The sequence below is a fragment of the Atopomonas hussainii genome, assembly GCF_900109735.1.
GTDB classification, from domain to species: Bacteria; Pseudomonadota; Gammaproteobacteria; order Pseudomonadales; family Pseudomonadaceae; genus Atopomonas; species Atopomonas hussainii.
Map to the genome: position 1 here is coordinate 99,025 of NZ_FOAS01000005.1, position 26,287 is coordinate 125,311.

Here is a 26,287-nt window from a genome sequence, read left to right on the forward strand (position 1 = left end):
GGCAGTTGCCGATAAAAAAGCCCGCTTTTTGCGGGCTTTTGGCTATTAGTTTGACGTTGTTTTATCCACAAAAAGCGCACTGCCACAGCGATTACAGAAGCTGGCGTCTTCTTCGTGTTGGTCTTTTTTACAGCGTGGGCAGCTGTGCTTTAGCTGCCGCTCGTGGCGCACCGCGCGGGCCATCTCGGCACCAAAAATGCCCGTTGGCACGGCGATAATCGAATAACCGGTGAGCATCACTAAACCGGCAATCGCTTGGCCGAGCGGCGTTTGCGGGGCGATATCGCCGTAACCCACGGTAGTGAGGGTGACAATTGCCCAATACACACTCTTGGGAATGCTGGTGAAGCCGTTTTCTGGCCCTTCGATCACATACATCAGTGCGCCGAAGCAGAACACCAGCGTCATCACGCTGAGCATAAACACCAGAATCTTGTTGCGGCTGGCAATCAGCGCACGCATTAAGGTGCGCGCCTCGGTGCTGAACTGCACCAGCTTGAGCACGCGGAACACACGCATCAGGCGTAGCACGCGCAGCATCAGCAAATACTGCAAGTCGCCAAAGAACAGGCCCAAATAGCCGGGCAGAATCGCCAGCACATCGACCATGCCGTAGAAGGTGAAGAGGTAGCCGCGAATCGGCCGTGGATGGCAATACAGACGTAGCGCCAGTTCGGCGGTGAACACTAAGGTGAACACCCACTCCAGCACATTAAGGGTGAAGTCGTAACGCTCATGCAGCAGTTCGATGCTGTCCAGCATGACTACCGCCACGCTGGCGATAATCAGCACCAGCAGGCACTTATCGAACAGCGCCCCGGCAGGCGTGCTGGTGCCGAAGATAATGGTGTGTATTTGCTCTTTGCGCGTAGGGCTCACAACAAACTGGCTCCAAAATTAACCAAGCCTAAGGCGGCGCTTAAACCAATCACCTTAAGCACAGACCATTGCCGTACATGCAGCAACCACACGGCCATGATGCAGGTGCCGACAGCAAACATATCCGGCAGCTGGCTAAACGCGTGCGGCAAGAATAAGTGCCAGCCAAACACCAGCGCCAAGTGCACGATCAGGCCCACCACCGTAGCACTGATAGCGGCCATGGCTGCGGCCAAGCTGGGGATCTGCCGGGTGGACTCGACCCACGGCGCACCGAGCAAAATAAACACAAACGAGGGCAAAAAGGTAAACCAGGTGGCCACCAAAGCACCGGCCACGCCACCGGCGAGCAAGCTATCGGCGCCGAGCATGGCCTGCTGCCAACCGCCCAAGAAGCCGATGAAGGTGACGATAATAATCAGCGGTCCGGGGGTGCTTTCGCCCAGTGCTAAGCCATCGAGCATCTGGTGCGGGGTCATCCACTGGTATTGATTGACTGCCGCATCAAACACATAGGGCAGCACCGCATAGGCGCCACCAAAGGTGACCAGCGCTGCTTTGCTAAAGAAGGTCGCAACGCTGCTCAAGCCATCATTGCCGAGCAGCAAGCCGAAAGGCAGTAACCACAGCAGGGCTCCGCAAACCAGCAATGCGGCGATTTGCTTGCGGCTGGGGCTGGCATGCGCCGGTAGCGGCGAGTGATCGTCGATTAACGCCGGCTCATGCGGTTGGTCTTTGTGGCTGCTGCCATGCCCGCCAGCGCTGAATGCCTTCGAGCCACTGCGCTGGGCAATTAGGCCAACAATAGCGGCAATGCCAATCACCCACGGAAAGGCCAAGTGCAAGAACAGCGCATTGAGCAGCGCCGCCAGTGCCATGCCCCACGCCAGTGGGTGTTTTAAGGTGCGACTGCCTAAGCGCCAGCAAGCCAAGATAATCAGCGCCAACGCAGCGGGCTTGATGCCATCAAACAGTGCGGCCACCCACGGCAAGTCGCCAAACTGCAAATACAGTGCACTGAGGGCGATGAGTAGAATCACCGAGGGCAGAATAAATAAGCCACCGGCGATAATCCCACCGATACGCCCATGCAGCAGCCAGCCCATATAGGTGGCCAGTTGTTGCGCTTCTGGCCCGGGCAGCAACATGCAGTAGTTCAGCGCATGCAAAAACCGCGATTCGCTGATCCAGCGGCGCCGCTCGACCAATTCGCGGTGCATCAAGGCAATTTGCCCAGCGGGGCCGCCAAAGCTGATCAGCCCCAGCAACAACCAATAGCGGGTGGCTTGCCAGAGGGTGGGCCAGTGCGGGGCAGGTGTTTCGTGCGGGCTGCTCATGCTCATGCTCAGGCCTAAGTCAGGGTTTGCGGCAGGCTAATGACTCTGTATGACAGGAGCAAGCGCCGCGTGCAGACCTAGTGGGCATGCGCTGCTCAGTTATGCTGTGCTCATACAAAGAGCTTGGAGTGGGTTTAATGGCGGATGCGTTGGGCGCCAGTATCGACTTAATGCTGCGTGGCGGCTGTTTGGGCTTGCTGTTGCTGGTGGGGCTGCGCTTGGCCGCGCCGCCACCTGCCGTGAGCAAGCGTCTGTGCCTATTGTTGGTGCTGAGTATTGCAGGCTATTTATTCGCTGGCAGTAGCCTATTGCCGGCGCTGCCTTGGCCATTGCAGGTCAGCTTGATTCTGTTGGCGACTATTGCCCCCGCCTGTTTTTGGCTATTTGCCCAAGCCTTATTTGATGATGCCTTTACTTGGCGAGGCTATTTATGGCTGCCGCTGCTGGCCTTGGCTGGACTGTCGGTATTGATGCAGTGTGGTGGTTTGCCGTGGCTCAGCGTGGCGCAGCTGGCGGTGGTGCAGCACGTGCTTGCTGGCGGCCTGATTTGCCATGTGCTGTGGCTGATCTGGCGTGGGCAGGGCGCCGACTTGCTCGAGCAGCGCCGACATTTGCGCCTGTGGTTAGGCCCGGGTGTGGGTATGTATATCTTGCTGGTGCTGTTGGTTGAGCTGGGCTACGGGCAAAACCCAGAGCCGCCATGGCTGGAGCGACTCAACTTGGTCGGTATTGGCTTAGTCACGCTGTGGCTGAGCCTGCGGCTCGAAGCATTGCTGGCGCTGTTAAGCCCTGTTGCCGCTAGCGCAGCAAGGCCAGAGTCGGCTGCTACGGTTGCCGAGCCTGCGCTGACCGCTGAAGAGCAAGCGGCGTTACAGCGCTTACAGTGCGCGATGGATGATGAACAGCTATGGGCACGTGCCAATCTCAGCTTGGCCGATCTGGCCAGCCACTTAGGTATGCCTGATTACCGCTTGCGCCAGTTAATAAATGGCGCTTTAGGTCAGCGCAATTTCAACAGCTACCTGAATCAGTTTCGTATTGCTGCCGCGTGCACTCAGCTGGCAGACCCCGCCCGGCAGCGTTTGCCAATTTTGACCATTGCCTTGGATGTCGGCTTTGCCTCGATTGGGCCCTTTAATCGTGCCTTTAAAGCACAGCAGGGCATGACGCCGAGCGAATTCCGCCAAAACAATCTGATTTAAAGGTCTGCACGAACCAGTGACTGCGTTGTGCGGCGCTTGAATCGTTCGACGATTAAATCAGCGTTGGCCTAACCGAAACGTAAAAAAGCGCGCCGATTACAGATTCGACCAGCTTTTTTAACAAATCGGCCAGACCTCGTGCCGCGCTTGTTACACGCTGACTGCCGATGAATTCGGAGTCGCGATCATGCTAACCCTAGCCCAGCTACACACTGCCTTACTGCACGATATCGTTAAGTACCTGCTGTTTGCTGGGGGCTTGACGCTGTTGTTGTTTTGCCTGCGTGGTCGCCTCGCTGGCCGGCGTATACAAATGCGCCGTCCGCAGTGGGCGGATTACCGACGCGAAATTCTCTGGTCGCTGTGCACCGCCAGTCTGTTCGCGGTGAGCAGCTTAGTGGGCATCGTCTGGTTGGCTCAGCAGGGTGTTGGCCAGTTGTATTGGCAGCTAAGTGATTACAGTGCGGCTTACGCGCTGGGCACTCTGTTGCTGATGATTGTCGCCCACGATGCGTATTTCTATTGGACGCATCGCGCCCTGCACAGCCGCTGGCTGCGCCGTTTGCATGTGCTGCATCACCGCTCGCGCACGCCCAGTCCGTGGGCGGCCTATGCCTTTCACCCGGGCGAGGCGCTGACTCACGTGTTGTTTCCCATCTTGTTTGCCCAACTGGTGCCGCTGCATCCGTTTGTTTTACTGCTGTGGAGCGTGCACATGATTGCCCGCAATGTGGTCGGACATGCTGGTTATGAGCTGTTCCCGCGCGTGATGCTGCACAGCGGTTGGTTTAACTGGCTGACCACCACCACGCATCACGACCTGCACCACCAGAACGGGCGTTACAACTACGGCTTGTATTTCACTTGGTGGGATCGCTGCTGCGGCACGGAACATCCGCAGTATGCGCAGCGTTTAGCGCAGGCGTTGCAGCGCTCGGCTAATGAGCAAGGCGAGCGGGCAGGGGCTTAAAAACAACCCCCGACAGACAGTGTGAAAACTACTGCACTTGGCTATGCGGCGTTAAAAGCAGGCTCAGAATGCTCATTCACCACACGTAAACTGTGCTTTTTCGCCTGTTTTTGCCTTGCCTAGCCTGCGCTCGCGACGTTTTCACACAGCCTGCCAAGCAGGGCTGATTGCACGGGGGCGTGGAGAAAAACGCGTTAAGCGGCTTGTTGGTTTTCGCTCAGTTGATGCTCTTCGCCAGCGTAGTAAGCCCGCACGCGGGGGTTCATTACCGCTTTCCACAGTGGCGGTACTAAGGCCAGTACCACCATGCCGGCGTAACCGTTGGGCAGCTGTGGGCTGTCGTCAAAGTGGCGCAGCACTTGATAACGACGCTTGGCGTTGGCGTGATGGTCGGAGTGGCGCTGCAAGTGGAACAAGAACAGGTTGGTGAGCAGAAAGTTGCTGTTCCACGAGTGCTCCGGCGTGGTGCGCTCGTAGCGGCCGTTGTCCAGCTTGCGGCGGTGTAGGCCGTAGTGTTCTACGTAGTTAACGATTTCCAGCAGGGTGAAGGCGACAAAGCTCTGGCCCAAGAAGTACGCCACGCCAATCCAGCCAAAGGCGATACCGAAGCCCACGGCCATCAGTGCGCTTAGGCCATACCAGCCAATCAGCTCGTTATGGTGCGAGAACACCGGCAGGTTTTTGCGCTTTAAACGCTCGGCTTCCAGCTTCCAAGCATTTAAAAAGTTGTGCAGATAGGCATGCGGCAAAAACTGATAGAGGCTCTGGTTAAAACGCGCCGACGAGGCGTCTTCCGGGGTAGAGACATGCACATGGTGGCCGCGCACATGCTCAACCTTAAAGCCAGCGTAGCACACCGCCGCGAGCAATAAACCGCCGGCGTTTTGCTCCAGTTTCGGGTCTTTGTGCACCAGCTCATGGGCCACGGTAATACCAATGCCGCCGGTGACGGTGCCGATCGACAACAGCCAGCCCAGTTGACCTGCCCAGCTCCATAGCTCGTTAGTGGCAAATACCCAGCCGCCCCAGCCAATCAGGCCCAGCAGCATGGGTACACTCAGCAGGCTTAACCAGCGGTAGTATGTTTGCTCGCTCAGCGCGTCTACTTCGGCGCCTTCTTCGGGGTTGGCTGGGTCGCGGCCGAGCAGGGCGTCGAGCAGCGGAATCACCCCAAATACCACGATGGGGGTAAAGAAGGCCCACAGGTTTGGCAGCTCACTGCCTTGCGCTTGCAGGTAAGAAAACGGCACGGCGAGCACGAACAGCATCCACAGCCAATAGCCGTAGCGCTTAATGGTCAGCATGGTTTGGGGGGACAAATGCGCCAACATGGAAAACTCCGCTGAGGTTGTTGTTATCGGTGTTGTTAAGATTGTCCTACAATCCTACAAGTAGCAAGGCGCGATAGGCCAACCTTAGATTGGTCGGCGGCGAGTTTGTCCGTGATCATGGTTTGTGCATCCCGCTGCGCCGTGTACTGCGTGGCATTGCCGGGCGGGTGGCTGTGGTATTCTGCGCCGCTTGAGCTGGCCGCGCGATGCGCCAGTTGATAAGGATTGCCATGAGTTTCAAAGCCCCCGACAGCCTAGCCGAGCAAATCGCGCAGCACTTGAGCCAACGCATCATTCGCGGCGAGCTAAAGCCCTGCGAGCGGATTCAAGAGATTAAAGTCACCAGCGAGCTAAACGTCAGTCGCGGCTCGGTGCGTGAGGCTTTGTTGATTTTGCAGCGTCGCCACTTAGTGACCATTCCGCCACGCCGTGGCGCTATGGTCGCCGAGCTGACCGCGCACCATGTGCAGGCTCTGTATGCCTTGGTCAAAGAGCTGTACATGCTGCTCGCCGCCGAAGTGGCTGGCACTTGGCAGCACGACAGCGAGCTCGATGTGTTTGTCGGCATTCAGCGCGGCTTACTGCAGGCCGCCCAAGAGCAAGACGTGCAGCGCTTTGTCGAGAACAGCTTTGAGATACTCCACGCCGGCTTAACCTTTGTCGACAACCCCTACCTGCGCGACGTGGTGCTTAACCTGCTGCCAGCTATTCAGCGCACCTATTTCTTCAGCTTGGCGCGTCGGCAAGGCGAAATGCACACCTTCCTCGACACCTATGCACGCTTATTGCAGGCTATCCGCCAACGCGATCAAGCCACCGCACGCCATGTGATGGATGAGTACGCCCAGCACAACTGTGCCTTGGTGATTGCGGCGCTTAACCAATAAAGGACACCGCACATGCGCCTTAAGTGCATCAAATTGGCCGGCTTCAAATCCTTTGTCGACCCGACCACCGTGCACTTCACCGCCAATATGAGTGCGGTGATTGGCCCCAATGGCTGCGGCAAGTCCAACATCATCGACGCCGTGCGCTGGGTGATGGGCGAAAGCTCAGCAAAAAACCTGCGCGGCGACTCGATGACCGACGTCATCTTTAATGGCTCCAACAGCCGTAAGCCGGTGGGACAGGCGTCTATCGAACTGATCTTCGATAACAGCGATGGCACCTTGCGTGGCGAGTACGCGCAATACGCGGAAATCTCCATCCGCCGCAAAGTCACCCGTGAAGCGCAAAACACCTATTATTTAAACGGCGTGAAGTGCCGCCGCCGCGATATCACCGACATCTTTTTAGGCACCGGCCTTGGCCCGCGCAGCTACTCGATTATCGAGCAGGGCATGATCTCCAAACTGATTGAGTCCAAGCCTGAAGAGCTGCGTAACTACATTGAAGAAGCGGCGGGTATCTCGAAGTACAAAGAGCGCCGCCGCGACACCGAAAACCGCATCCGCCGCACGCACGAAAACCTCGCCCGTTTAACTGACTTGCGCGATGAGTTGGAGCGTCAGCTGTCGCACCTGCACCGCCAAGCGCAGGCGGCCGAGAAGTACAAAGAATTTAAAGCCGAAGAGCGCAAGCTCAAGGCCGAACTCACTGCACTGCGCTGGCGCACCTTGCAAGAGCAAGTCGAGCAGCGCGAACGGGTGATTGCCGATCAAGAAATCGCCCTCGAAGCCCTGATCGCCGAGCAGCGCAGCGCCGATGCTGAAATCGAACGCCAGCGCGATGGCCATCACGAACTATCCGAGCAGTTCAATCAGGCCCAAGGGCGCTTTTATTCGGTGGGCAGCGACATTGCCCGCATCGAGCAAAGCATTCAGCACGGTCAGCAGCGTTTGCGTCAGCTGCAAGATGACTTGCGCGAAGCCGAGCGCGCGCGCAGTGAAAACGCCGCGCATTTGGGCCATGACGAAACTCTCTACGCTACCTTGGGTGAGGAGCTGGCCATGCTCGAACCCGAGCTGGAAATGAGCCAAGCGGCCAGCGAAGACAGCGCCGAGCGCCTAGAACGCGCCGAGCAAGCCATGCAGCAGTGGCAGCAGGCGTGGGATCAGTTCAACCAGAACAGCGCCACCCCGCGTCAGCAGGCCGAAGTCGAGCAGGCGCGCATTCGTCATCTGGAGCAAACCCTCGAGCGTTTGGCCGAGCGCCGTCGCCGTTTGCACGATGAACAAACCCTGCTTGGCCAAAACCAAGAGGCCGAAGCCTTGGCCGAGCTGGACGAGCGCCTGTTTGTGCAGGAAGAGCGCATGGCCGAGCTGGCCGAGCAAGAACAAGCCTGCCAAGTGCAGCGTTTAAGCGCGACGAATCAGCTGGAAGCTTTACAGCGCGAGCAGCAAGCCGAGCAAAACCAGTTACAGCAGTGCTTAGGCCGCATTGCTTCGCTCAGCGCCTTGGTGGAGGCCGCGCGCGAGCAAGGCCAAGGCGTACAGCAGTGGCTCACCCGGCAAGCGCTGGAGCTGCCGCTATTAAGTGACGAACTAAAAGTCGCCGAAGGCTGGGAGCTGGCGGTCGAGACGGTGCTGGCCAGCGATCTGCAAGCGCTGTGTTTAGACGCCAGCCAACTCCGTGAGCTGGACTTAGCCGACTTGGCCAGTGGCGAGCTGCGCTTGGCCTGGTCTGCCGCAGCGCCTAGCCTGCCGGGCAGCCTGCTGGAGAAAGTCAGCAGCACACGCGATTTATCGCCGTGGCTGGGGCAGGTGCTGCCGGTTTCCTCGTTGGAAGAAGCTTTGACTCAGCGCGCTAATTTGCCCGCTGGCGCGAGCTTGATCACCCCCGAAGGCTTTTGGCTGGGCCAGCACTTTTTGCGCGTTAAGCGCGGTGGCGAGGCCGAACAAGGTTTGCTGGCGCGTGCCCAGCAGCTTGAAGCCGATGAACAACAACGCGACACCTTGCAAGCCAGCTTGGAACGGCGCAGCAGCAAGCTGGAGCAAGCCCGCCAAGCGCTGGCCGATGGTGAGCGTGAGCGCGATGAGCTGCGCGCCGTGCAGCAACAAGTGCAGCGTGAGCAAGGCCAGCTGCAAGCCGAGCGCTCGGCGCTGGCCGCGCGGGGCGAGCAGCAAGCCTTACGCCGCCAGCAGCTGCAAAACGAACTGGACGACGTGCAGCTGCAACAAGAGCAAGAGCAAGAAAACCTAGGCCTTGCCCGCGCCACGCTGGAACAGGCGCTGGAAAGCATGGCCAGCGACAGCGAGCAGCGTGAAGCCTTACTCAGTCAGCGCGATGGCTTGCGCGAGCAACTCGATCGTGCGCGGCAAGAAGGTCGCCAGCAGAAAGACCATGCTCATCAATTGGCGGTGCGGGCCGGTTCGTTGCGCGCCCAGCATGACGCCACCGGCAAAGCCTTAGAGCGCTTGCGCATGCAGTCGGCGATGCTGGCGGAAAAACTCGATCAGCTCAGTCTCAATCTGGAAGAGGGCGATGAGCCGCTCACCGAGCTGCGCATGAAGCTCGAAGAACAGCTCGAGCGCCGCATGGCCGTGGACGAAGAGTTGCGTGTGGCCCGATTGGCTCTAGAAGACGCCGACCGCCTGCTGCGCGATGCAGAAAAACGTCGCAGCCAAGCCGAGCAGCAAGCCCAGCTGCTGCGCGGCCAGCTAGAACAGCAGCGCATGGGCTGGCAGAGCTTTAGCGTGCAGCGCGAAACCTTGCAGCAGCAGCTCAGCGAGCAAAGCTTGAGCGCGCCCACCTTGCTTGCCGACATGCCGGCCGACGCCAACGAAAAGGCCTGGGACGAAGAACTGGAGCGCTTAGCCGGGCGCATTAGTCGTCTTGGTCCGATCAACTTGGCGGCCATCGAAGAGTATGAGCAGCAATCTGAGCGTAAGCGTTATTTGGATGCGCAAGACGCCGACCTTAACGAGGCGCTGGAGACGTTAGAAAACGTCATCCGCAAGATCGACCGCGAAACCCGCCAGCGCTTTAAAGAAACCTTCGATAAGATCAACGCCGGCTTACAGGGCTTGTTCCCCAAAGCCTTCGGCGGCGGTCATGCTTATCTGGAGCTAACTGGCGACGACTTGCTGGATACCGGCGTGGCCATCATGGCGCGTCCACCGGGCAAGAAAAACAGCACCATTCATTTGCTCTCCGGTGGCGAGAAAGCACTCACCGCGATTGCCTTGGTGTTTTCTATTTTTCAGCTCAACCCTGCGCCTTTCTGCATGCTCGACGAGGTGGATGCACCGCTGGATGACGCCAACGTGGGCCGTTACGCCAACATGGTCAAAGAAATGTCCGAGAAGGTGCAGTTCATCTACATTACCCACAACAAGATCGCCATGGAAAAGGCCGATCACTTGATGGGGGTGACCATGCACGAGCCGGGTTGCTCACGTCTTGTAACAGTCAATATTGAAGAAGCCGCTGCCATGGTTGAAGCCTAACGGTTAGGCTGGTTAAATCCGCGCCCTTCGCTGTGCACCATGGGTGGGCAGCAACCGGCTCGGCGTGATAGCTTAGTGCCAAATTTCCGGCCTTTGGATAGCTTTTTCTAATAAGCCCTTGCAGTATCAGGGACTTAGGCCGGTCCGGGATTGCCCGGCAACAGATTGACTCAAGGGGAACTGTTCTACATGGATTTCGGTTTGCGCGAATGGCTGATGGTGATTGGCCTGGTTGTCATTGCCGGTATTCTGCTCGATGGCTGGCGCCGTATGCGCGGTGGCCGCAATAAGTTGCGTTTCAATCTTGATCATTCGGCGGGCGATCTGCCCGATGCCGACAACCCCGAAGTGTTAGGCCCAGCGCGCACTCGCCGCGACCCGATTGAGCCCGATTTAGACGAAGACCATCTGCCCAACCTAAGCGCACGCGAAGAGCCACAACAAGGTGACTTGAAGCTGGATGACGCCGTGCCTGTGCTGATGAGCGTCGAAGAGCAAGGCGAAGCCGCGTCGAAAAAAGACGCCGATCCGAAATCGCAAGCAGAACTGCCGCCGGTTGAAGAGGTGCTGGTGATTAACGTCATCAGCCGCGCCGAAGAGGGCTTTAAGGGCCCAGAGCTGCTGCAGAACATTCTGGAAAGCGGCTTGCGCTTTGGCGAGATGGACATCTTCCATCGCCACGAAAGCATGGCAGGGCATGGCGATATCCTGTTCTCCATGGCTAACGGCGTGAAGCCGGGCACTTTTGATTTGGATGACTTCGATCACTTCCGCACCCGTGCGGTGAGCTTTTTCCTCGGCATGCCGGGGCCGCGTCACCCTAAACAAGCCTTTGATGTGATGGTGGCTGCGGCTCGTAAGCTGGCCAGCGAGCTGGATGGCGAGCTGAAAGACGAGCAGCGTAGCGTGCTGACCGCGCAAACCATCGAACACTACCGCCAGCGTATCGTCGAGTTTGAGCGTCGTAAGCTCACGCCAAAACGCTAAGTTACGGGTGGTCTGATAAACCGGGTGCGGCGATAATCGTCCACCCGGTTTTTCTTTGTGTGCCGAATAAGTCAATGAGCTCTGCTGAACTTCGTATTGCCGCGTTGCGTGAGCAACTGGCGCAACATAACCACAATTATTACGTGCTCGACGCGCCGACCATTCCGGATGCCGAATACGATCGCTTGTTCCGCGAACTACAAGCGCTGGAGCAACAGCACCCCGAACTGCGCAGCAATGACTCACCCACCCAGCGCGTCGGTGGCGAGGCACTCAAAGCCTTTGCCCAAGTGCAGCACGAAGTCCCCATGCTCAGCTTGGGCAATGCGTTTAGCGATGACGATTTGCACGACTTTGACCGCCGCGTGCGCGAAGGCCTAGGCGACTTACTGCCGGCGGGCGACTTGTTTGGCGGCGGCGCAGCGGTGAGCTACACCTGCGAGCCCAAGCTCGACGGCCTAGCGGTGAGCCTGCTGTACGAAAACGGTGTGCTGGTACGCGGCGCCACGCGCGGCGATGGCAGCACCGGCGAAGACATCACCCTTAACGTGCGCACCATCAGCAATATTCCGCTCAAGTTACACGGCGACGGCTGGCCGCAGATTTTAGAAGTGCGCGGCGAAGTGTTTATGAGTCGCGCAGGCTTCGCTGAGCTGAATGCCCGCGCCATGGCCGAAGGCAGCAAGGTGTTCGCTAACCCGCGCAATGCCGCTGCCGGCAGCTTGCGTCAGCTGGACAGCAAGATCACCGCCAGCCGCCCGTTGGAGTTCTGCGCCTACGGTTTTGGCCGGGTGGAGCAGGGCGAACTGAGCGATAGTCAGTTCCAAATTCTGCAGCAGTTTAAGCAGTGGGGTCTGCCAATCAGCCCTGAGCTTAAGTTAGTGCAGGGGGCGAAGGCTTTGCTGGCCTATTACCAAGACATTGGCGCGCGGCGTGATCAGCTCAGCTACGACATCGACGGCGTGGTGTACAAAGTGGATGACCTCGCGTGGCAGGCCGAGCTGGGCTTTCGTGCCCGCGAACCACGTTGGGCCACGGCGCATAAATTCCCCGCGCAAGAAGAAATCACCACCTTGCTGGATGTTGAATTTCAGGTCGGGCGCACTGGAGCAGTCACTCCGGTGGCACGTTTGGCACCCGTGCAAGTGGCGGGGGTGACGGTATCTAACGCCACGCTGCACAACATGGATGAAGTCGCCCGTTTAGGCCTAATGGTCGGCGACAGCGTGATTATACGCCGCGCCGGCGATGTGATTCCGCAGGTGGTCAGCGTGGTGCTGGAGCGTCGTCCGGAGCATGCTCGTGCGGTAGAGATTCCTCACAGCTGCCCAGTGTGTGGCTCGGCGGTGGAGCGCACCCAGCTGGTCAAACGTGGCAAAGGCAAAGCCAGCGTTAGCGAGGGCTCGGTGTATCGCTGCGTGGGCCGTTTGGCCTGTCAGGCACAGCGCGCGCAGGCGATCATTCACTTTGCCTCGCGCAAGGCGCTGGATATCGACGGCTTGGGTGACAAAATCGTCGAGCAGCTGGTGAGCCAAGCGCTGCTGCATTCCCCGGCGGATTTGTACCAGCTGAGCTTTGAGCAAATTGTCGGCCTTGAAGGCTTTGCGGAACTATCGACACGCAACTTGCTGCAGGCCATCGCCGAGAGTCGCACGCCCAGTTTGGCGCGCTTTATCTATGCCTTAGGCATACCCGATGTGGGCGAGGAAACCGCCAAGCTACTGGCGCGCGCGCTGGGCAGTCTTGAGCGAGTGAGCCAAGCGCTGCCAGAAGTGCTGACTTACTTGCCGGATGTGGGCCTTGAAGTGGCGCATGAGATTCACAGCTTCTTTGCCGATGCGCATAACCAGCAGGTGATCGCCGGGCTATTGGCCAACGGTGTGCAACTGCAAGAAGAGGGCGAGCTGCACGCCGAATTCAGCGCCTGCGCGACGCTGGCCAGCTTGCTGGAGAAACTCAATATCGCCCATGTGGCCGCCACGGGCGCGCAACGTTTGGCCGAGCGCTTTGGCTCGCTGGAAGCGGTGATGGCCGCCGATTGGCTGGATTTGCGCAGCCTTGAGCGCTTTAACGAAAAGGCCGCGCAAGCGCTGCGTGACTACTTTGCCGTGCCGGCGCATGTTGCCTATGCACAGCAACTTGAAGCGCAGTTGTTGGCGTTTGGCATGCACTGGAACAGCGAGCGCAAGCAGCTCAGCGGTTTGCCATTGGCAGGGCAAACCTGGGTGCTGACCGGCACCTTAGAGGCAATGACCCGTGATGATGCTAAGCAGCAGCTGGAGGCTCTGGGTGCCAAAGTGGCGGGCTCAGTGTCGGCGAAAACCCACTGTGTGGTCGCCGGCCCCGGTGCGGGCTCCAAACTGGCTAAAGCCCAACAGCTGAATGTGCCGGTGTTGGATGAAAGCGCTTTTATTCAGCAGTTGGCCGCGCTTAAGGGCTAATCAAGAAATCCCCCGCCAAGCGCAGTAGTTTTCACACAGTCTGCAAGGCGGGGGGTACCTGTGCTCCGGCGCGCCGCCTTAGGCGCGGTAGAAGGGGGATAGGCGCGGCTGTTCTTGGCTAACGTGCAGTTGGCGTAGCTGCTGCCAGCGTGATTTCCAGCCGGGCTGGTGCTCCTCGATGGCGGCGGGCTGCGCTTTAAAGCGCGGCTCTTGCATGAGCAGTTTGACGTTCAAGGCATGTAGCGGGATTAACTCGGTCATGTTGCTGCCCTCATGGCGGACTCTGTTGCGATGCGACCCTGCTAGGAAAACACGTTGCCCAGTGCATTAGGCTTGACCGTAATCATTAATTAACCGCGGCTTAATGAAAGGCGGCGGTTTTCTTGATCTGCCACCGCTTTTTTCGCGCGCTACACTGAACAAGGTATTGGCGCTGCGTGTGGGGCGAGATGAGCTGTGAGTGATTTGTTCGAGGGGCTAAAAGCGCTGCATGCCAATGCCTTCCCGAAAACTTGCGCTTGCTGTGGGACGGTGTTCACCGATCAGGCGCACTACATTGCCGGCACAGTGCCGGTGGCCGCCGATAAGAGCGGCTTCAAAAGCATGGTCGATGATGACGAGCACGATGTGCTGGGCTGGTTTCGTAACTGCAAATGCGGCTCGACCTTGCTGACCTATCATCTCGATCGTCGCGATATGTCGGCACAGGGCCTTAAACGTCGGGAAAAATTCGCGGCGCTGCAGCAGCGCTTGCTGGCCGTCGGCTGGACGGCTGAAGAAGCCCGTCAAGCACTGCTGGCGGTGGTGCAGCGGGGCGAAGTCACCGCGCACTTACAGCAGGCGTTAAAGCAAGCACGCTCGGATTGATGGGGTGTTAGCGGCAAGCCTATCGGTTAGCGATCTAGGCTTGAATTACGATCCAGCCCCGGAATATGCAGGTTGCTGCGGCCCAGTTGGCGGCCCTCTAGGCTGGGTTGGCCGATCCAGCTCAGGATGTCGTAATAGCGGCGAATGTTGCGCACAAAATCCACCGGCTCCCAGCCGCGGGCGTAGCCGTAGCGGGTTTTGCTGTACCACTGCTTGCGCGCCAAACGCGGCAAAATTTCGCGCACATCGTTCCAGCTGTTGGGGTTTAAACCGGCATCGGCGGTTAGCTTGCGTGCGTCGTCTAAGTGCCCCATGCCGACGTTATACGCCGCCAGCACAAACCAGATGCGCTCATCGGCGGGTATTTCGTCCGGCAGGGTGTCGTTTAAATAGGCCAAATAACGTGCACCGCCGGCGATGCTTTGCTGCGGGTTAAGGCGGTCTTCCACGCCCATGGCGCGCGCCGTGCGCTGGGTGAGCATCATTAAGCCGCGCACCCCGGTTTTTGAGGTGGCCTCGGGCTGCCAGAGCGACTCTTGGTAGCCCACCGCCGCCAATAAGCGCCAGTCGAGGTTGTATTCATTGGCGGATTTCTGGAAATAGCGCTCATAGCGCGGCAAGCGCTGCTGCAAATGCTGAGCAAAGGCATAGGCGCCGACGTAGCCGAGTTTTTCCACGTGGCCGTAAAAACGGTCGATCAAACGGTTGAGGGTGCCGTTGGCCTTGGTGGTGTCGAGAAACGCGTTAATCGCTTGTAATAAGCTTTCGTCTTTGCCGCCGGCCACTGCCCAGCTCAGCCACGTGGCGGTGCCAATATCAAAGCCCACGCGCACCTTAGAGAAATACACCTGATTGGTCGCCAGCTCGTTGGAGTTGACGATGGTGAAGTCAATGCGGCCTTCATCGATCAGGCCCAGCAGGTCGACCACTTCCACGTCGTCGGATTCTTCCCAGCTCAGCTCGGGGTATTGGCGTTTTAGGTTGGCCAGCAGCTCGGCTTGACTGCTGCTGCGCGAGACCAAAATGCGTTTGCCGATTAGATCGCTGATGCTGCGCGGGCGTGGCTGGCCGTGGCGATACACCACTTGTGGCACGACCTCTAAATAGCCTTTGCTGAAGCGCGCGAACTGGTGGCGGCTGGGGGTATCGACAATGTTGGCGGCGATGATATGCGCGCGGCCATCCACCAAGCTGCTGAACAGCTCCTCAAAGGTTGAGGCGGTGATGACTTTGAGTTCGACACCCAGCTGTTTAGCGAATTGCTTGCTGAGTTGGTATTCGAAACCGTTGGTGCCGCTTTTATCTTCGAAATAAGTGGTCGGACTGTTGCGTGTCATCACCCGTAGCTCACCCGCTTGCTGGATTTGCTCCAGCAGGCTAGGCGGCGGTGCTGGCTCGCCGCAGCCAGACAGCAGCAGGGCGAGGACGCCGCTTGCCAGCCATAGCAAGGGGCGCAGCAAAAACGAGGGAAAAGTGCGCATGGGCTGAGTATACGCAATGCGCCAGCCGCACCAAATCTTCTCTTTGGCTGCTTGGGGGGCAAACTGCGAAATTGGCCACATTTGCCGCTGTTAGAATAAAAGCCTTGTAATTCATTGGCTTGGCTATTTTTCTGGCGGGTTGGCCAAGGCGTGTGCGCTGCCAAGCGGGTGTGTTTACAAGGTGCCGCTGCGCGCGGCTTTGGGGTAAACTACGCGGCCTCTTTTTTCCGCATTTCCGAGGCCGCCCTCCCATGCTGATCCTGCGTGGCGCACCTGCCCTTTCTGCCTTCCGTCGTGACAAGCTGTTGGCGCAACTGCAAGCCGACGTTCCCGCTGTGACTGGCGTGTATGCCGAGTTCATGCACTTTGCTGAACTGAGCGCAGCGCTCAGCAGCGACGAGCAAGCCGTGCTCGATCGCCTGCTCAAGTACGGCCCGAGCGTCGCCGCCGAGCAGGGCACAGGCACCTTGCTGTTGGTTGTGCCGCGCTTTGGCACCATTTCGCCGTGGTCGAGCAAGGCCAGCGATATCGCCCACAACTGCGGCCTGAGTAAGATTCAGCGTATCGAACGTGGCGTGGCCTATTACGTGGCCGGCGAGCTGGATGACACCGCGCGCAAACAAGTCGCCGCCAAGCTGCACGACCGCATGACCCAGCGTGTATTAACTGACGCCGAGCAAGCCGCCGGCTTGTTCAGTCATGCTGAGCCGGCACCGCTGAAATCGGTGGATGTGCTCGGTGGCGGGCAAGCCGCGCTGGCCAACGCCAACGTCGAGCTGGGCCTCGCACTGGCCGATGACGAAATTGATTACTTGGTGAAGAGCTTCACCGACTTGGGCCGTAACCCCAACGACATCGAACTGATGATGTTCGCCCAGGCCAACTCTGAGCATTGCCGCCACAAGATTTTCAACGCCAGCTGGGATATCGACGGCCAAGCGCAGGAAAAATCCCTGTTCGGCATGATCAAGAACACCTACGAGATGAATCGCGAAGGCGTGCTGTCGGCCTACAAAGACAACGCCGCAGTGATCGAAGGCTTTACCGCTGGGCGTTTCTTCCCCAACGCCGATAGCCGCGAGTACGGTGCTAACCAAGAGCCCGTGCACATCCTGATGAAGGTGGAAACCCACAACCACCCAACGGCGATTGCGCCGTTCCCGGGTGCCTCGACCGGCTCTGGTGGCGAGATCCGCGATGAAGGCGCCACCGGCATCGGCGGCAAGCCCAAGGCGGGTTTGACCGGCTTTACCGTGTCGAACCTGAAGATTCCGGGCTTCACCCAGCCGTGGGAGCAGGACAACGGCAAGCCCGAGCGCATCGTTACCGCGCTGGACATCATGGTTGAAGGCCCGCTGGGTGGCGCGGCGTTTAACAACGAATTTGGTCGTCCGAACCTGACCGGTTATTTCCGTACTTTCGAGCAACGCGTGGGCAGTCCGCGTGGCGAAGAAGTGCGTGGTTATCACAAGCCGATCATGATCGCCGGCGGCATGGGCAACATCCGCGCCGGTCATGTGGAGAAGGGCGAGATCACCGTCGGCGCTAAGCTGATCGTGCTCGGCGGTCCGGCTATGTTGATTGGTTTGGGTGGTGGCGCGGCTTCGTCGATGGACACCGGCGCCAGCGCCGAAGACCTCGACTTTGCTTCGGTACAGCGCGACAACCCAGAAATGGAGCGCCGCTGTCAGGAGGTCATCGACCGTTGCTGGCAGCTCGGCGAGGCTAACCCGATTGCCTTTATTCACGACGTCGGCGCTGGCGGCGTGTCTAACGCCCTGCCTGAGCTGATCAACGACGGCGGTCGTGGTGGTCGCTTCCAGCTGCGCGATATTCCTAACGACGAGCCGGGCATGAGCCCGCTGGCCATCTGGTGTAACGAATCGCAAGAGCGCTACGTGCTGGCCGTGGATGCGGCGAACTTCGAGCAGTTCAAAGCCATCTGTGAGCGCGAGCGCTGCCCGTTTGCCGTGGTCGGTGAAGCCACCGAAGAGCGTCAGCTGACCGTCGAAGACAGCCACTTCAATAACACGCCGGTGGATATGCCGCTGGAAGTGCTGCTCGGCAAGCCGCCGCGCATGCACCGTAGCGTGACCCGCGAAGCGGAGCAGGGCGATGACTTCGCCGTGGATAGCCTGAATGTCGAAGAGGCGGTCAACCGCGTGCTGTGTCATCCGGCGGTAGCCAGCAAGAGCTTCTTGATCACCATCGGCGACCGCACCATTACTGGCCTAGTCGCTCGCGACCAGTTTGTCGGCCCTTGGCAGGTGCCGGTGGCGGACTGCGCAGTAACCGCCAGCAGCTTCGATGTGTACACCGGCGAAGCCATGGCCATGGGCGAGCGTACCCCGCTGGCGCTGCTTAACGCGCCGGCCTCGGGTCGCATGGCGGTGGGCGAAACCATCACCAACTTGGCGGCATCGAGCATCGGCAAGATCTCCGACATCAAGCTGTCGGCCAACTGGATGGCGGCTGCCGGTCACCCGGGCGAAGATGCGCGTCTGTACGACACCGTGAAGGCGGTGGGTATGGAGTTGTGTCCGGCGCTGGGCATCACCATTCCGGTGGGCAAAGACTCCATGTCGATGAAAACCCGCTGGCAGGATGACTCAGGCGAGAAGAGCGTCACCGCGCCTATGTCGCTGATCGTGACCGGTTTCGCGCCGGTATTGGATGTGCGCAAGACCCTGACCCCGCAGCTGCGTTTGGACAAAGGCGAGACCGACCTGATTCTGGTCGACTTGGGCCGTGGCCAGAACCGTCTCGGCGCGTCGATTCTGGCGCAGGTGTACAACCAGCTCGGCCAAGCCGTGCCGGATGTCGACGACGCCGAAGACTTAAAAGCCTTCTTCGCCGTGATCCAAGGCCTGAACAGCGACGACAAGCTGCTGGCTTATCACGACCGTTCCGACGGCGGCTTGATCACCACTTTGCTGGAAATGGCCTTCGCCGGGCATTGCGGCATGAACGTCTACTTAGATGCACTGGGCGAAACCGATGCCGAGCTGAACGGCGTGCTGTTTAGTGAAGAGCTCGGCGCCGTGCTGCAAGTGCGTCAAGACGACACCGAGTTTGTGCTGGCGCAGTTTGCTGCGGCTGGCTTGGAAGACTGCGTAGCGGTGATCGGCCAGCCACAAGATGGCGATCGCATCGGCATCAGCCGCGAAGGCAAGCGTATTTTCGTCGGCGAGCGCCGCTTGCTGCAGCGCACATGGGCGGAAACCAGCCACCAGATTCAGCGCTTGCGTGACAACGCGCAGTGCGCCGATCAGGAATACGACGTGCTGCTGGACGAGCGTAACCCCGGCCTGCACGCCAAGCTGAGCTTTGACGTCAACGACGACATCGCCGCGCCGTACATCGCCAAAGGCGTGCGTCCGCGCGTAGCCGTGCTGCGTGAGCAGGGCGTAAACGGTCAGGTAGAAATGGCTGCGGCATTTGATCGCGCCGGTTTCTCCGCCATCGACGTGCACATGAGCGATATTCTCGCCGGTCGCGTTGATCTGGCCGACTTCAAAGGCCTAGTGGCTTGCGGCGGCTTCTCCTACGGCGACGTGTTAGGCGCCGGTGAAGGCTGGGCCAAGTCGATTCTGTTCAATGCCCGTGCTCGTGAAGGCTTCGAGGCCTTCTTCCAGCGTAAAGACAGCTTCGCGCTGGGGGTGTGTAACGGTTGCCAGATGATGTCCAACCTGCACGAGCTGATCCCCGGGGCTGACCTGTGGCCGCACTTTGTGCGTAACCGCAGCGAGCAGTTCGAAGCGCGTGTGGCGATGGTCGAGGTGCAGGAGTCGGCGTCGATCTTCCTGCGTGGCATGGCCGGTTCGCGCATGCCGATCGCCGTGGCGCACGGTGAAGGGCATGCCGAGTTCGCCAGCCACGAAGCGTTGGTCGGTGCGGACCTGTCCGGCACTGTGGCGCTGCGGTATATCGACAACCACGGCAAAGTCACCGAAACCTATCCGGCCAACCCCAACGGCTCGCCGAAGGGCATTACCGGCATGACCAGCCAAGACGGCCGCGTGACCATCATGATGCCGCACCCGGAGCGTGTGTTCCGCGCCGTGCAGAACTCTTGGCACCCGGACGAGTGGCAAGAAGACGGCGCTTGGCTACGCATGTTCCGCAATGCGCGGGTGTGGGTTGACTGATCAACCCGTCAAGCCCAACGCCTCGCTCGCAGTGAGCGAGGCGTCCGTGTTACCCACAGTACGCCGGCTCGATGCCGGCGTTTCTGTGTGTTTATGCCGCTGCGATAGGTTGCGCGAACACAGCGAGTGCCCCGCTGACTGTGGGCAAGGCTTGCGCTATACGGCGAAGAAAACTCAGACCCTGCTGCTCTGCCGCTGTGGTCAATCGAAGCGCTTACCGTTTTGTGATGGTAGCCATGTGCCGCAAGCGCCCAGTTTGCTGGCAAAATGGCGGCGCTTTACTGGGCAAGATGGTCAGTCGCGCGACTGACTATGCCCGCCAAACTGAGCGGCTCGATCTGCTCAGTTACATAACAACAATAAAAACGATAAGGAAAAAAACGCTATGAAAAAACTCGCCTACGCGGTGTTGTTGCTTGTACTCGCGGCCAGTGCCGGCCTGTTCTTTGCGGGTAAGCCCCGACAAGCGGAGTGGACCAGCGGTTGGTCTGCACAAACCGCACTGACCTTCCCCAAAGATTTCTACTTCGGCACCGCCACCGCCGCGCAGCAAATCGAAAGCCAAAGCCCCAGCGACTGGACGGCCTTCGAGCTGGATGCCATCGCCAAAGGGCGTACCGAGCACGGCAGCGCGCCGGGCGTGGCTAAGCCTGGGCATATCGCCGAGCTAGATAAGTACTCGCTGGATGTGCGCACGCGCAAAACCGATTACGACCGTCGTTACGATGAAGATTTCGCGGCGGCTAAACAGGTGCTGGGCAACAACGCCTATCGTTTCTCGTTTGAGTGGGCGCGCCTGTTCCCCCGTGAAGACATGCAGCAGCCAGACCCCGAGGCCGTGGCCTTCTACCAAGGTGTGCTGGATAGCTTAGAGCGCCACGAACTGACCCCGTTTGCCACCTTGTTCCACTTCTCCAGCCCTGCTTGGCTGTGGCAAGAAAAAGACGGCAAACGCGGCTGGGAGCGCGCCGATGCGCAAGCCCTGTGGCAGCGTTATGTGGATGCCGTGTTAAGCCTGTACGGCAGCCGCATCAAGCACTGGACCACCCTGAATGAGCCGATGGTGTTCTTAAACGCTGGCTACTTAGATGGCGTGTTCCCGCCGCTAGAAACCCGTGCCGACCCTGCCGCAGCAGGCCCGGCGTTAGCGGCCATGGCCCGTGCGCATGCCTATGCCTATCACGCGATTAAGAAAGTGGTGGGGCAAGATAGCCAAGTGGGCATCACCCAGCACACCCGCGCTTTTGAGCCGTGGCGCAATTGGAACCCGCTGGACCGCTTTGCTGCGCGGCAAATCGACGAGATCTTTATTTGGGACTTGCTCGATGCGCTGGAAACCGGCGAGCTGCAATTAACCGGCACTGGCTTTAGCGAGCAGATCGACGGTCTTGCGGGTACTCAAGACTACGTCGGTATCAACTATTACGGGCGCTTCTATATTGAAGTCAGCTTGGCCAATCCGGTTAAACCCATTGTGCACAGCCATGACCCCGAGGCCGATCAGTGGGTCAACGACTTGGGTTGGGCGATCTACCCGAAAGGCTTTGGCGACGTACTGCGCACCGCCTACGAGCGTTATAACAAGCCGATCTACGTGCTGGAAAACGGCACCGCCGATAAAGCCGCTAACGACCTGCGTCGCCAGTATCTGCTGATCAGCCACTTGGCGGAGATGGCCCATGCACAGCAGCAGGGCGTGCCGCTGAAGGGCTATTTTCATTGGTCGCTGACCGATAACTTTGAGTGGGCCGAAGGTTTTACCGCCCGCTTTGGTTTGTTTGCCGTGGATTACGCCGATGACTATCGTCGCACTGCGCGCCCCAGTGCGCCGCTGTTTGGCCGTATTGCTCGCGAAGGCCTAAGCCCAGAGTTGCTAAAAAGCCTGGAAAACATGCCAGCGCCACGGAGTCACTGATGTACAAGCTCGCCTTCTTTGTGCCGGAAAGCCATCTGCAAACGGTGAAGGACGCGCTGTTTGCCGCTGGGGCAGGGCGCATTGGCGATTATGAACATTGCTGCTGGCAAACCCTTGGCACCGGGCAGTTTCGCCCGCTGCCGGGGGCGCAGCCGTTTTTGGGTCAGCAAGGCCAGCTTGAGCAAGTGCCGGAGTGGAAAGTCGAGATGGTGCTGGCGGATGATTTGGTCGGTGCCGTTATCGGCGCGTTGCGGGCTAGCCATCCTTATGAAGAGCCCGCCTTTGATCTGTGGCAGCTGGCTGAGCTACCCAGCTGACGCAGCGGTCACACGCTGCTAGCAGGCTGCTACAATGCCGCGCTTTGCTCGCAGCAGTGGATGGTCTGAGGAGATCTTATGCGCACCTATCGCCTAGTTACCGCCTGCCCGGATCGGGTTGGCATTGTGGCGAAAATCAGTGGCTTTTTGGCGACCTATAACGGTTGGATTACCGAGGCGAGCCACCATTCTGACCAAGCCTCGGGCTGGTTCTTTATGCGCTACGAGCTACGCGCCGATTCCCTGCCGTTTGAGCTAGACGACTTTCGCCGCGCCTTTGCGCCAATTGCCCGCGAATTCGACATGCACTGGCAGATTGCCGATTCGGCGGTGAAAAAGCGCGTGGTGCTGATGGCCTCCAAAGAGTCGCACTGCCTAGCTGACTTACTGCACCGCTGGCACAGCGACGAGCTGGACTGCGAGATTACCTGCGTGATTGCCAACCACGACGACCTGCGCGGCATGGTCGAGTGGCACGGCATTCCCTATCACCATGTGCCGGTCGACCCCAACGACAAACAACCGGCGTTTGCCGAAGTGGAGCGCTTGATCGAAGCCCATGAGGCCGATGCCGTGGTGTTGGCGCGCTATATGCAGATCCTTCCGCCGTCACTGTGCGAACGGCTGCGCCATCGGGTGATAAACATTCACCACAGCTTCTTGCCCTCGTTTGTCGGCGCTAAGCCCTATCACCAAGCGGCGCAGCGCGGCGTTAAGCTGATTGGCGCGACGTGCCATTATGTGACCGAAGAGCTGGATGCTGGCCCCATCATCGAGCAAGACTTGATTCGCGTCAGCCATAAAGACAGCGTCGAAGATATGGTAAGAAAGGGTAAAGACTGCGAGAAAATGGTGCTCGCGCGTGGTTTGCGCTATCACTTAGAAGACAGGGTGCTGGTGCACGGCAACCGAACCGTGGTGTTCGACTGACCTAAAACCCGCACCGGACAGGCACACATGTGCGACCTCTGGAGGGCCTTGGCATGCTTAAGTCAGTCAAAGTGCGGGATTACATGACGCGTAACTTGATTACCGTAAAGCCAGATTCTGAGCTTTTCGCGGCCATTCAATTGTTGCTCAGTCACCATATTTCCGGCACGCCGGTGGTTGATGATACGGGCCACTTGGTGGGCATGTTGTCTGAGGGCGACTGCCTAAAAGGCATTATCGCCGGCGCCTATCACGAAGAAGTGGGTGGCCAAGTGTCGGCCTACATGACGCGTGAACTGCAAGTGATCAGCCCCGAGGCGGATATCTTTCACGCCGCGCAGTTGTTCACCCAGCACCGTCGTCGGCGCCTGCCGGTGGTCGAGAATGATCGCTTAGTGGGACAGATTAGCCGCTGCGATGTACTGCGCGCGGTGAAAGAATTTGCTCAGCATGAACTCAAAGGCGCTGTGGTGCAGGCCGAAGAGTACACCGAGTTTCATTGAGCGAGGTCGGCCTATGAGTGACGAGCCAGCCGCATTGGCGCGCGGGGCAGCGGGTATGCCTGCCACGCTGGGCGAGGGCTGTACCCGACGCTTTGATCCTGAGGCTTTAAACGAAAACAGCGGCACCGACTTCGCCGGGGCCGCTGCCTTGTGGCACACGCTTACTGCGACAGATCGCGCTGAATCTTGTCCACCACCCGCGTTACCACAAACACCACCGAGCGAGCGTTAAGGTCGCCGATGGGCTTTTTCACGTAGGCCCATTGTTGGGCGACACTTTTCAGCTTGCCTTGCATGCTGGCGTCACCGGCTAAGGCTTGGCTGATGGCTTTAAGTTCTGCATCCATTTCTTCAGTGAACTGATTCAATGGCGGCAGGCTATCGCTTAACGCGGTGCGGTAACCATCGCCACTGGCCGAGGTGGCACGGGCAATGTACTGACCGGTGAGTAATTCCAGTTGGGCTTGCCAGCGCTGCAAACGCTGCGCAGGGGCTAAGCTGTCAGGGGCCATATCGGCGTTGCCCAGCGCGCTGCGGTAAGCCTGCAATGCCGCGTCAAAATCAATCACGGTGTACAGCTCAAGGTAACCGGCCTCAGGATCTACGGTTAGGGTGAGCTCTTTCATCTTCTGCCAAGCCGCTTGGGCTTCGGCGGGCAAGCCGGCTGGGGTGCGATTGACCCGCTCCACAGCTAGGTTGTAGGCCTCGCGGTCACCTTCTTGGTAACCGACCAGCAGCAGCTGATTGCGCGCGGCAAAGCCTTCGCGCAGGGTGTTCCAGGGGTAATCCGCAGCTTGGGCCAACAGCGGGCTGAAGATCAGACTGGCTGCAAGCAACAGGCGTGAAAACATTGCGATCTCCCGTGATTGTTATTTTATTGGGCAGGCCCAAGCATACCTTGTGTTTGCGCGCAGAAAACAGCCCGCTAACAGAAAAAACCGCTCTAGCGTGGTGCTCAAACCGTGTTGTGCCGTTTGTCGGCATGCGCGCTAGCGGGCTGTGGCAACGTGCGGCCCTTTGCTTTTCTGCGCTGGGCTGTGTTTTCTTGAGGGGATTACCCCGCCAGCCGTGCGCTGGCGGTTCATACGAAGCAGGAGCAAGGCATGTCAGAGACGCAGCTGAATATCGGCCAAACGTTAACCGGCGAGGTGGTTGGCCAAGCATGGCGTTTATGTAACCGGCATGGCTTGGTGGCCGGCGCCACCGGCACCGGTAAAACCGTCACCTTGCAGCGCTTGGCCGAGTCGTTCAGCCGCGCTGGGGTGAGTGTGTTTGCCGCCGATATCAAGGGCGACTTGTCTGGCTTAGGCCAGCCGGCGGCCCCCAAAGGTAAGGTCGCTGAGCGAATTGCCGGCATGCCGTGGCTGAACTTCAACCCGCAAAGCGTGCCATTAACCCTGTGGGATGTGCATGGCGAGCAAGGTTTGCCGCTGCGCACCACACTGAGTGAAATGGGCCCGCTGCTGCTGGGCAATTTGCTCGAGCTAACCGACAGCCAGCAAGCCGCCTTGTTTGCCGCCTTTAAAGTGGCCGACCGCGAAGGCTTGTTGCTGCTCGACTTAAAAGACCTCAAGGCGCTGCTCAATTGGCTGCGTGATAACCCAGATAGCCTCGGTGATGATCGCGCGTTACTCGCCTCAGCCAGTGTGCAGGCGCTATTGCGCAAGCTGGCCGTGTTGGAGCAACAAGGCGCCGAAGCCTTGTTTGGTGAACCAGCGCTGGCGCTGGAAGATGTGTTGCGCCCAGCGGCTGATGGCCAAGGCATGGTGCATTTGCTCGATGCCACACGCTTGGTGCATGAGGCGCCGCGAGTGTATGCCAGCTTCTTACTCTGGCTATTGGCCGAGTTATTCGAGCAGTTGCCCGAGCGCGGTGATGCCGACAAGCCCGTGCTGGCGCTGTTTTTTGATGAGGCGCACCTGCTGTTTAAAGACACCCCCAAAGCCCTGCAAGAGCGTTTAGAGCAAGTCGTACGACTGATTCGCTCTAAGGGTGTTTGCGTGTTTTTTGTTACCCAGTCGCCAGCGGATTTGCCCGATGCGATTCTCGCCCAGCTGGGCTTGCGGGTGCAGCATGGTCTGCGAGCGTTTACCGTACGTGAGCAGAAAGCCCTGCGTGCCGTGGCGGAGGGCTTTCGTGCTAACCCGGCGTTCGATAGCCAAGCGGTGCTCACTGAACTAGGCATTGGCGAGGCGCTGGTGGGTACCTTGGAAGATAAAGGCACACCGGCGGTGGTGCAGCGGGTGTTGATTGCCCCGCCAGCCTCACAGATTGGCCCGTTGACGGCGGCGCAGCGGCAAGCGCTGTTGGCTGCTAGCCCACTCAAAGCGCGTTATGCGCAGGCGTTTGATCGTGAGTCGGCTTATGAACTGCTGCTTAAACGTGCTGAGCCGGCTGCCGAGCCCAAGGCGCAATCTGGCAAGGGCTCAGCTGAGTCGGGCATGGGAGATTTGCTCGGCGGGGCGTTAGGCTCGCTGGCTAGTCAAGTGGTGAAAAGCACCGCGCGGCAGTTGGCCAATCGGATTGGCCGCGAGCTGGTGCGCGGCTTGTTGGGCTCGCTGAAAGGGCGGCGCTAAACGCGCTATGAAATG

The 26,287-nt window shown here is 59.2% G+C and carries 20 protein-coding genes; 14 read left to right on the forward strand and 6 right to left on the reverse strand.

Features of this window, described 5'->3' with window-relative positions; genetic code table 11:
- Nucleotides 1-45: 45 nt before the first annotated feature.
- Together BMX80_RS06155 and chrA are read right to left on the reverse strand one after the other, a co-directional pair.
- Complete coding sequence (locus BMX80_RS06155) at nt 46-879, reverse strand: ion transporter (RefSeq protein ID WP_074866354.1); 834 nt, start codon at nt 877-879, stop codon at nt 46-48.
- Nucleotides 876-2,216 carry a chromate efflux transporter gene (chrA, locus tag BMX80_RS06160; RefSeq protein ID WP_235821614.1) on the reverse strand — a complete coding sequence of 447 codons (1,341 nt, stop codon included), beginning with the start codon at nt 2,214-2,216 and terminating at the stop codon, nt 876-878. The genes BMX80_RS06155 and chrA overlap by 4 nt, the downstream gene beginning before the upstream one ends.
- Nucleotides 2,217-2,353: 137 nt before the next feature.
- Here chrA and BMX80_RS06165 point away from each other — a divergent pair, with 137 nt between their 5' ends.
- Nucleotides 2,354-3,418, forward strand: a complete 1,065-nt coding sequence (locus BMX80_RS06165) for a helix-turn-helix domain-containing protein (protein WP_074866358.1) — start codon at nt 2,354-2,356, stop codon at nt 3,416-3,418.
- A 187-nt stretch (nt 3,419-3,605) separates the two neighbouring features.
- Entirely contained in the window at nt 3,606-4,388 is a 783-nt protein-coding gene (locus BMX80_RS06170) for a sterol desaturase family protein (RefSeq protein ID WP_074866362.1), read from the forward strand.
- A gap of 194 nt (nt 4,389-4,582) precedes the next feature.
- On the opposite strand, the gene BMX80_RS06175 is transcribed toward BMX80_RS06170, so the two are convergent.
- A complete protein-coding gene (locus tag BMX80_RS06175; RefSeq protein WP_074866365.1) occupies nt 4,583-5,719 on the reverse strand; it encodes an alkane 1-monooxygenase in 1,137 nt (378 codons plus the stop codon).
- A gap of 230 nt (nt 5,720-5,949) precedes the next feature.
- On the opposite strand from BMX80_RS06175, the gene BMX80_RS06180 reads away from it, so the two are divergent.
- The 4 genes from BMX80_RS06180 (at nt 5,950) to ligA (ending at nt 13,535) form a co-directional block, all read left to right on the forward strand.
- Entirely contained in the window at nt 5,950-6,606 is a 657-nt protein-coding gene (locus tag BMX80_RS06180; RefSeq protein ID WP_074866367.1) for a GntR family transcriptional regulator, read from the forward strand.
- A gap of 12 nt (nt 6,607-6,618) precedes the next feature.
- Nucleotides 6,619-10,107: a chromosome segregation protein SMC gene (smc, locus tag BMX80_RS06185; protein ID WP_074866368.1), complete on the forward strand. Its 3,489-nt coding sequence runs from the start codon at nt 6,619-6,621 to the stop codon at nt 10,105-10,107.
- A 189-nt stretch (nt 10,108-10,296) separates the two neighbouring features.
- Entirely contained in the window at nt 10,297-11,094 is a 798-nt protein-coding gene (gene zipA / locus BMX80_RS06190; RefSeq protein WP_074866370.1) for a cell division protein ZipA, read from the forward strand.
- A 74-nt stretch (nt 11,095-11,168) separates the two neighbouring features.
- On the forward strand, nt 11,169-13,535 hold the full coding sequence (ligA, locus tag BMX80_RS06195; protein WP_074866373.1) for an NAD-dependent DNA ligase LigA: 2,367 nt from the start codon (nt 11,169-11,171) through the stop codon (nt 13,533-13,535).
- A 78-nt stretch (nt 13,536-13,613) separates the two neighbouring features.
- On the opposite strand, the gene BMX80_RS06200 is transcribed toward ligA, so the two are convergent.
- Complete coding sequence (locus tag BMX80_RS06200; RefSeq protein ID WP_074866378.1) at nt 13,614-13,796, reverse strand: hypothetical protein; 183 nt, start codon at nt 13,794-13,796, stop codon at nt 13,614-13,616.
- Nucleotides 13,797-13,991: 195 nt separating this feature from the next.
- On the opposite strand from BMX80_RS06200, the gene BMX80_RS06205 reads away from it, so the two are divergent.
- A complete protein-coding gene (locus BMX80_RS06205) occupies nt 13,992-14,402 on the forward strand; it encodes a hypothetical protein (protein ID WP_074866381.1) in 411 nt (136 codons plus the stop codon).
- A 26-nt stretch (nt 14,403-14,428) separates the two neighbouring features.
- Here the strand turns inward: BMX80_RS06205 and mltF are convergent, their stop codons facing one another.
- On the reverse strand, nt 14,429-15,883 hold the full coding sequence (gene mltF, locus BMX80_RS06210) for a membrane-bound lytic murein transglycosylase MltF (RefSeq protein WP_074866645.1): 1,455 nt from the start codon (nt 15,881-15,883) through the stop codon (nt 14,429-14,431).
- Between the two features lie 251 nt (nt 15,884-16,134).
- Here mltF and purL point away from each other — a divergent pair, with 251 nt between their 5' ends.
- The 6 genes from purL (at nt 16,135) to BMX80_RS06240 (ending at nt 23,696) form a co-directional block, all read left to right on the forward strand.
- Nucleotides 16,135-20,031, forward strand: a complete 3,897-nt coding sequence (gene purL, locus BMX80_RS06215) for a phosphoribosylformylglycinamidine synthase (RefSeq protein WP_074866383.1) — start codon at nt 16,135-16,137, stop codon at nt 20,029-20,031.
- On the forward strand, nt 20,009-20,341 hold the full coding sequence (locus BMX80_RS06220; protein ID WP_074866386.1) for a CDGSH iron-sulfur domain-containing protein: 333 nt from the start codon (nt 20,009-20,011) through the stop codon (nt 20,339-20,341). The genes purL and BMX80_RS06220 overlap by 23 nt, the downstream gene beginning before the upstream one ends.
- Nucleotides 20,342-20,416: 75 nt before the next feature.
- Nucleotides 20,417-21,946 carry a glycoside hydrolase family 1 protein gene (locus BMX80_RS06225; protein WP_074866389.1) on the forward strand — a complete coding sequence of 510 codons (1,530 nt, stop codon included), beginning with the start codon at nt 20,417-20,419 and terminating at the stop codon, nt 21,944-21,946.
- On the forward strand, nt 21,946-22,263 hold the full coding sequence (locus BMX80_RS06230) for a YqfO family protein (protein ID WP_074866392.1): 318 nt from the start codon (nt 21,946-21,948) through the stop codon (nt 22,261-22,263). The genes BMX80_RS06225 and BMX80_RS06230 overlap by 1 nt, the downstream gene beginning before the upstream one ends.
- Before the next feature lie 78 nt (nt 22,264-22,341).
- The gene (gene purU, locus BMX80_RS06235) at nt 22,342-23,193 is read left to right on the forward strand and encodes a formyltetrahydrofolate deformylase (RefSeq protein WP_074866395.1); all 852 of its coding nucleotides are present in this window, start codon (nt 22,342-22,344) and stop codon (nt 23,191-23,193) included.
- 53 nt (nt 23,194-23,246) lie between these two features.
- The gene (locus tag BMX80_RS06240) at nt 23,247-23,696 is read left to right on the forward strand and encodes a CBS domain-containing protein (RefSeq protein ID WP_074866398.1); all 450 of its coding nucleotides are present in this window, start codon (nt 23,247-23,249) and stop codon (nt 23,694-23,696) included.
- Nucleotides 23,697-23,857: 161 nt separating this feature from the next.
- Here the strand turns inward: BMX80_RS06240 and BMX80_RS06250 are convergent, their stop codons facing one another.
- Nucleotides 23,858-24,547 carry a hypothetical protein gene (locus tag BMX80_RS06250; RefSeq protein WP_074866404.1) on the reverse strand — a complete coding sequence of 230 codons (690 nt, stop codon included), beginning with the start codon at nt 24,545-24,547 and terminating at the stop codon, nt 23,858-23,860.
- Between the two features lie 252 nt (nt 24,548-24,799).
- Between BMX80_RS06250 and BMX80_RS06255 the strand changes: the two genes are divergently transcribed.
- On the forward strand, nt 24,800-26,272 hold the full coding sequence (locus tag BMX80_RS06255; RefSeq protein WP_074866407.1) for a helicase HerA-like domain-containing protein: 1,473 nt from the start codon (nt 24,800-24,802) through the stop codon (nt 26,270-26,272).
- Nucleotides 26,273-26,287: the final 15 nt, after the last annotated feature.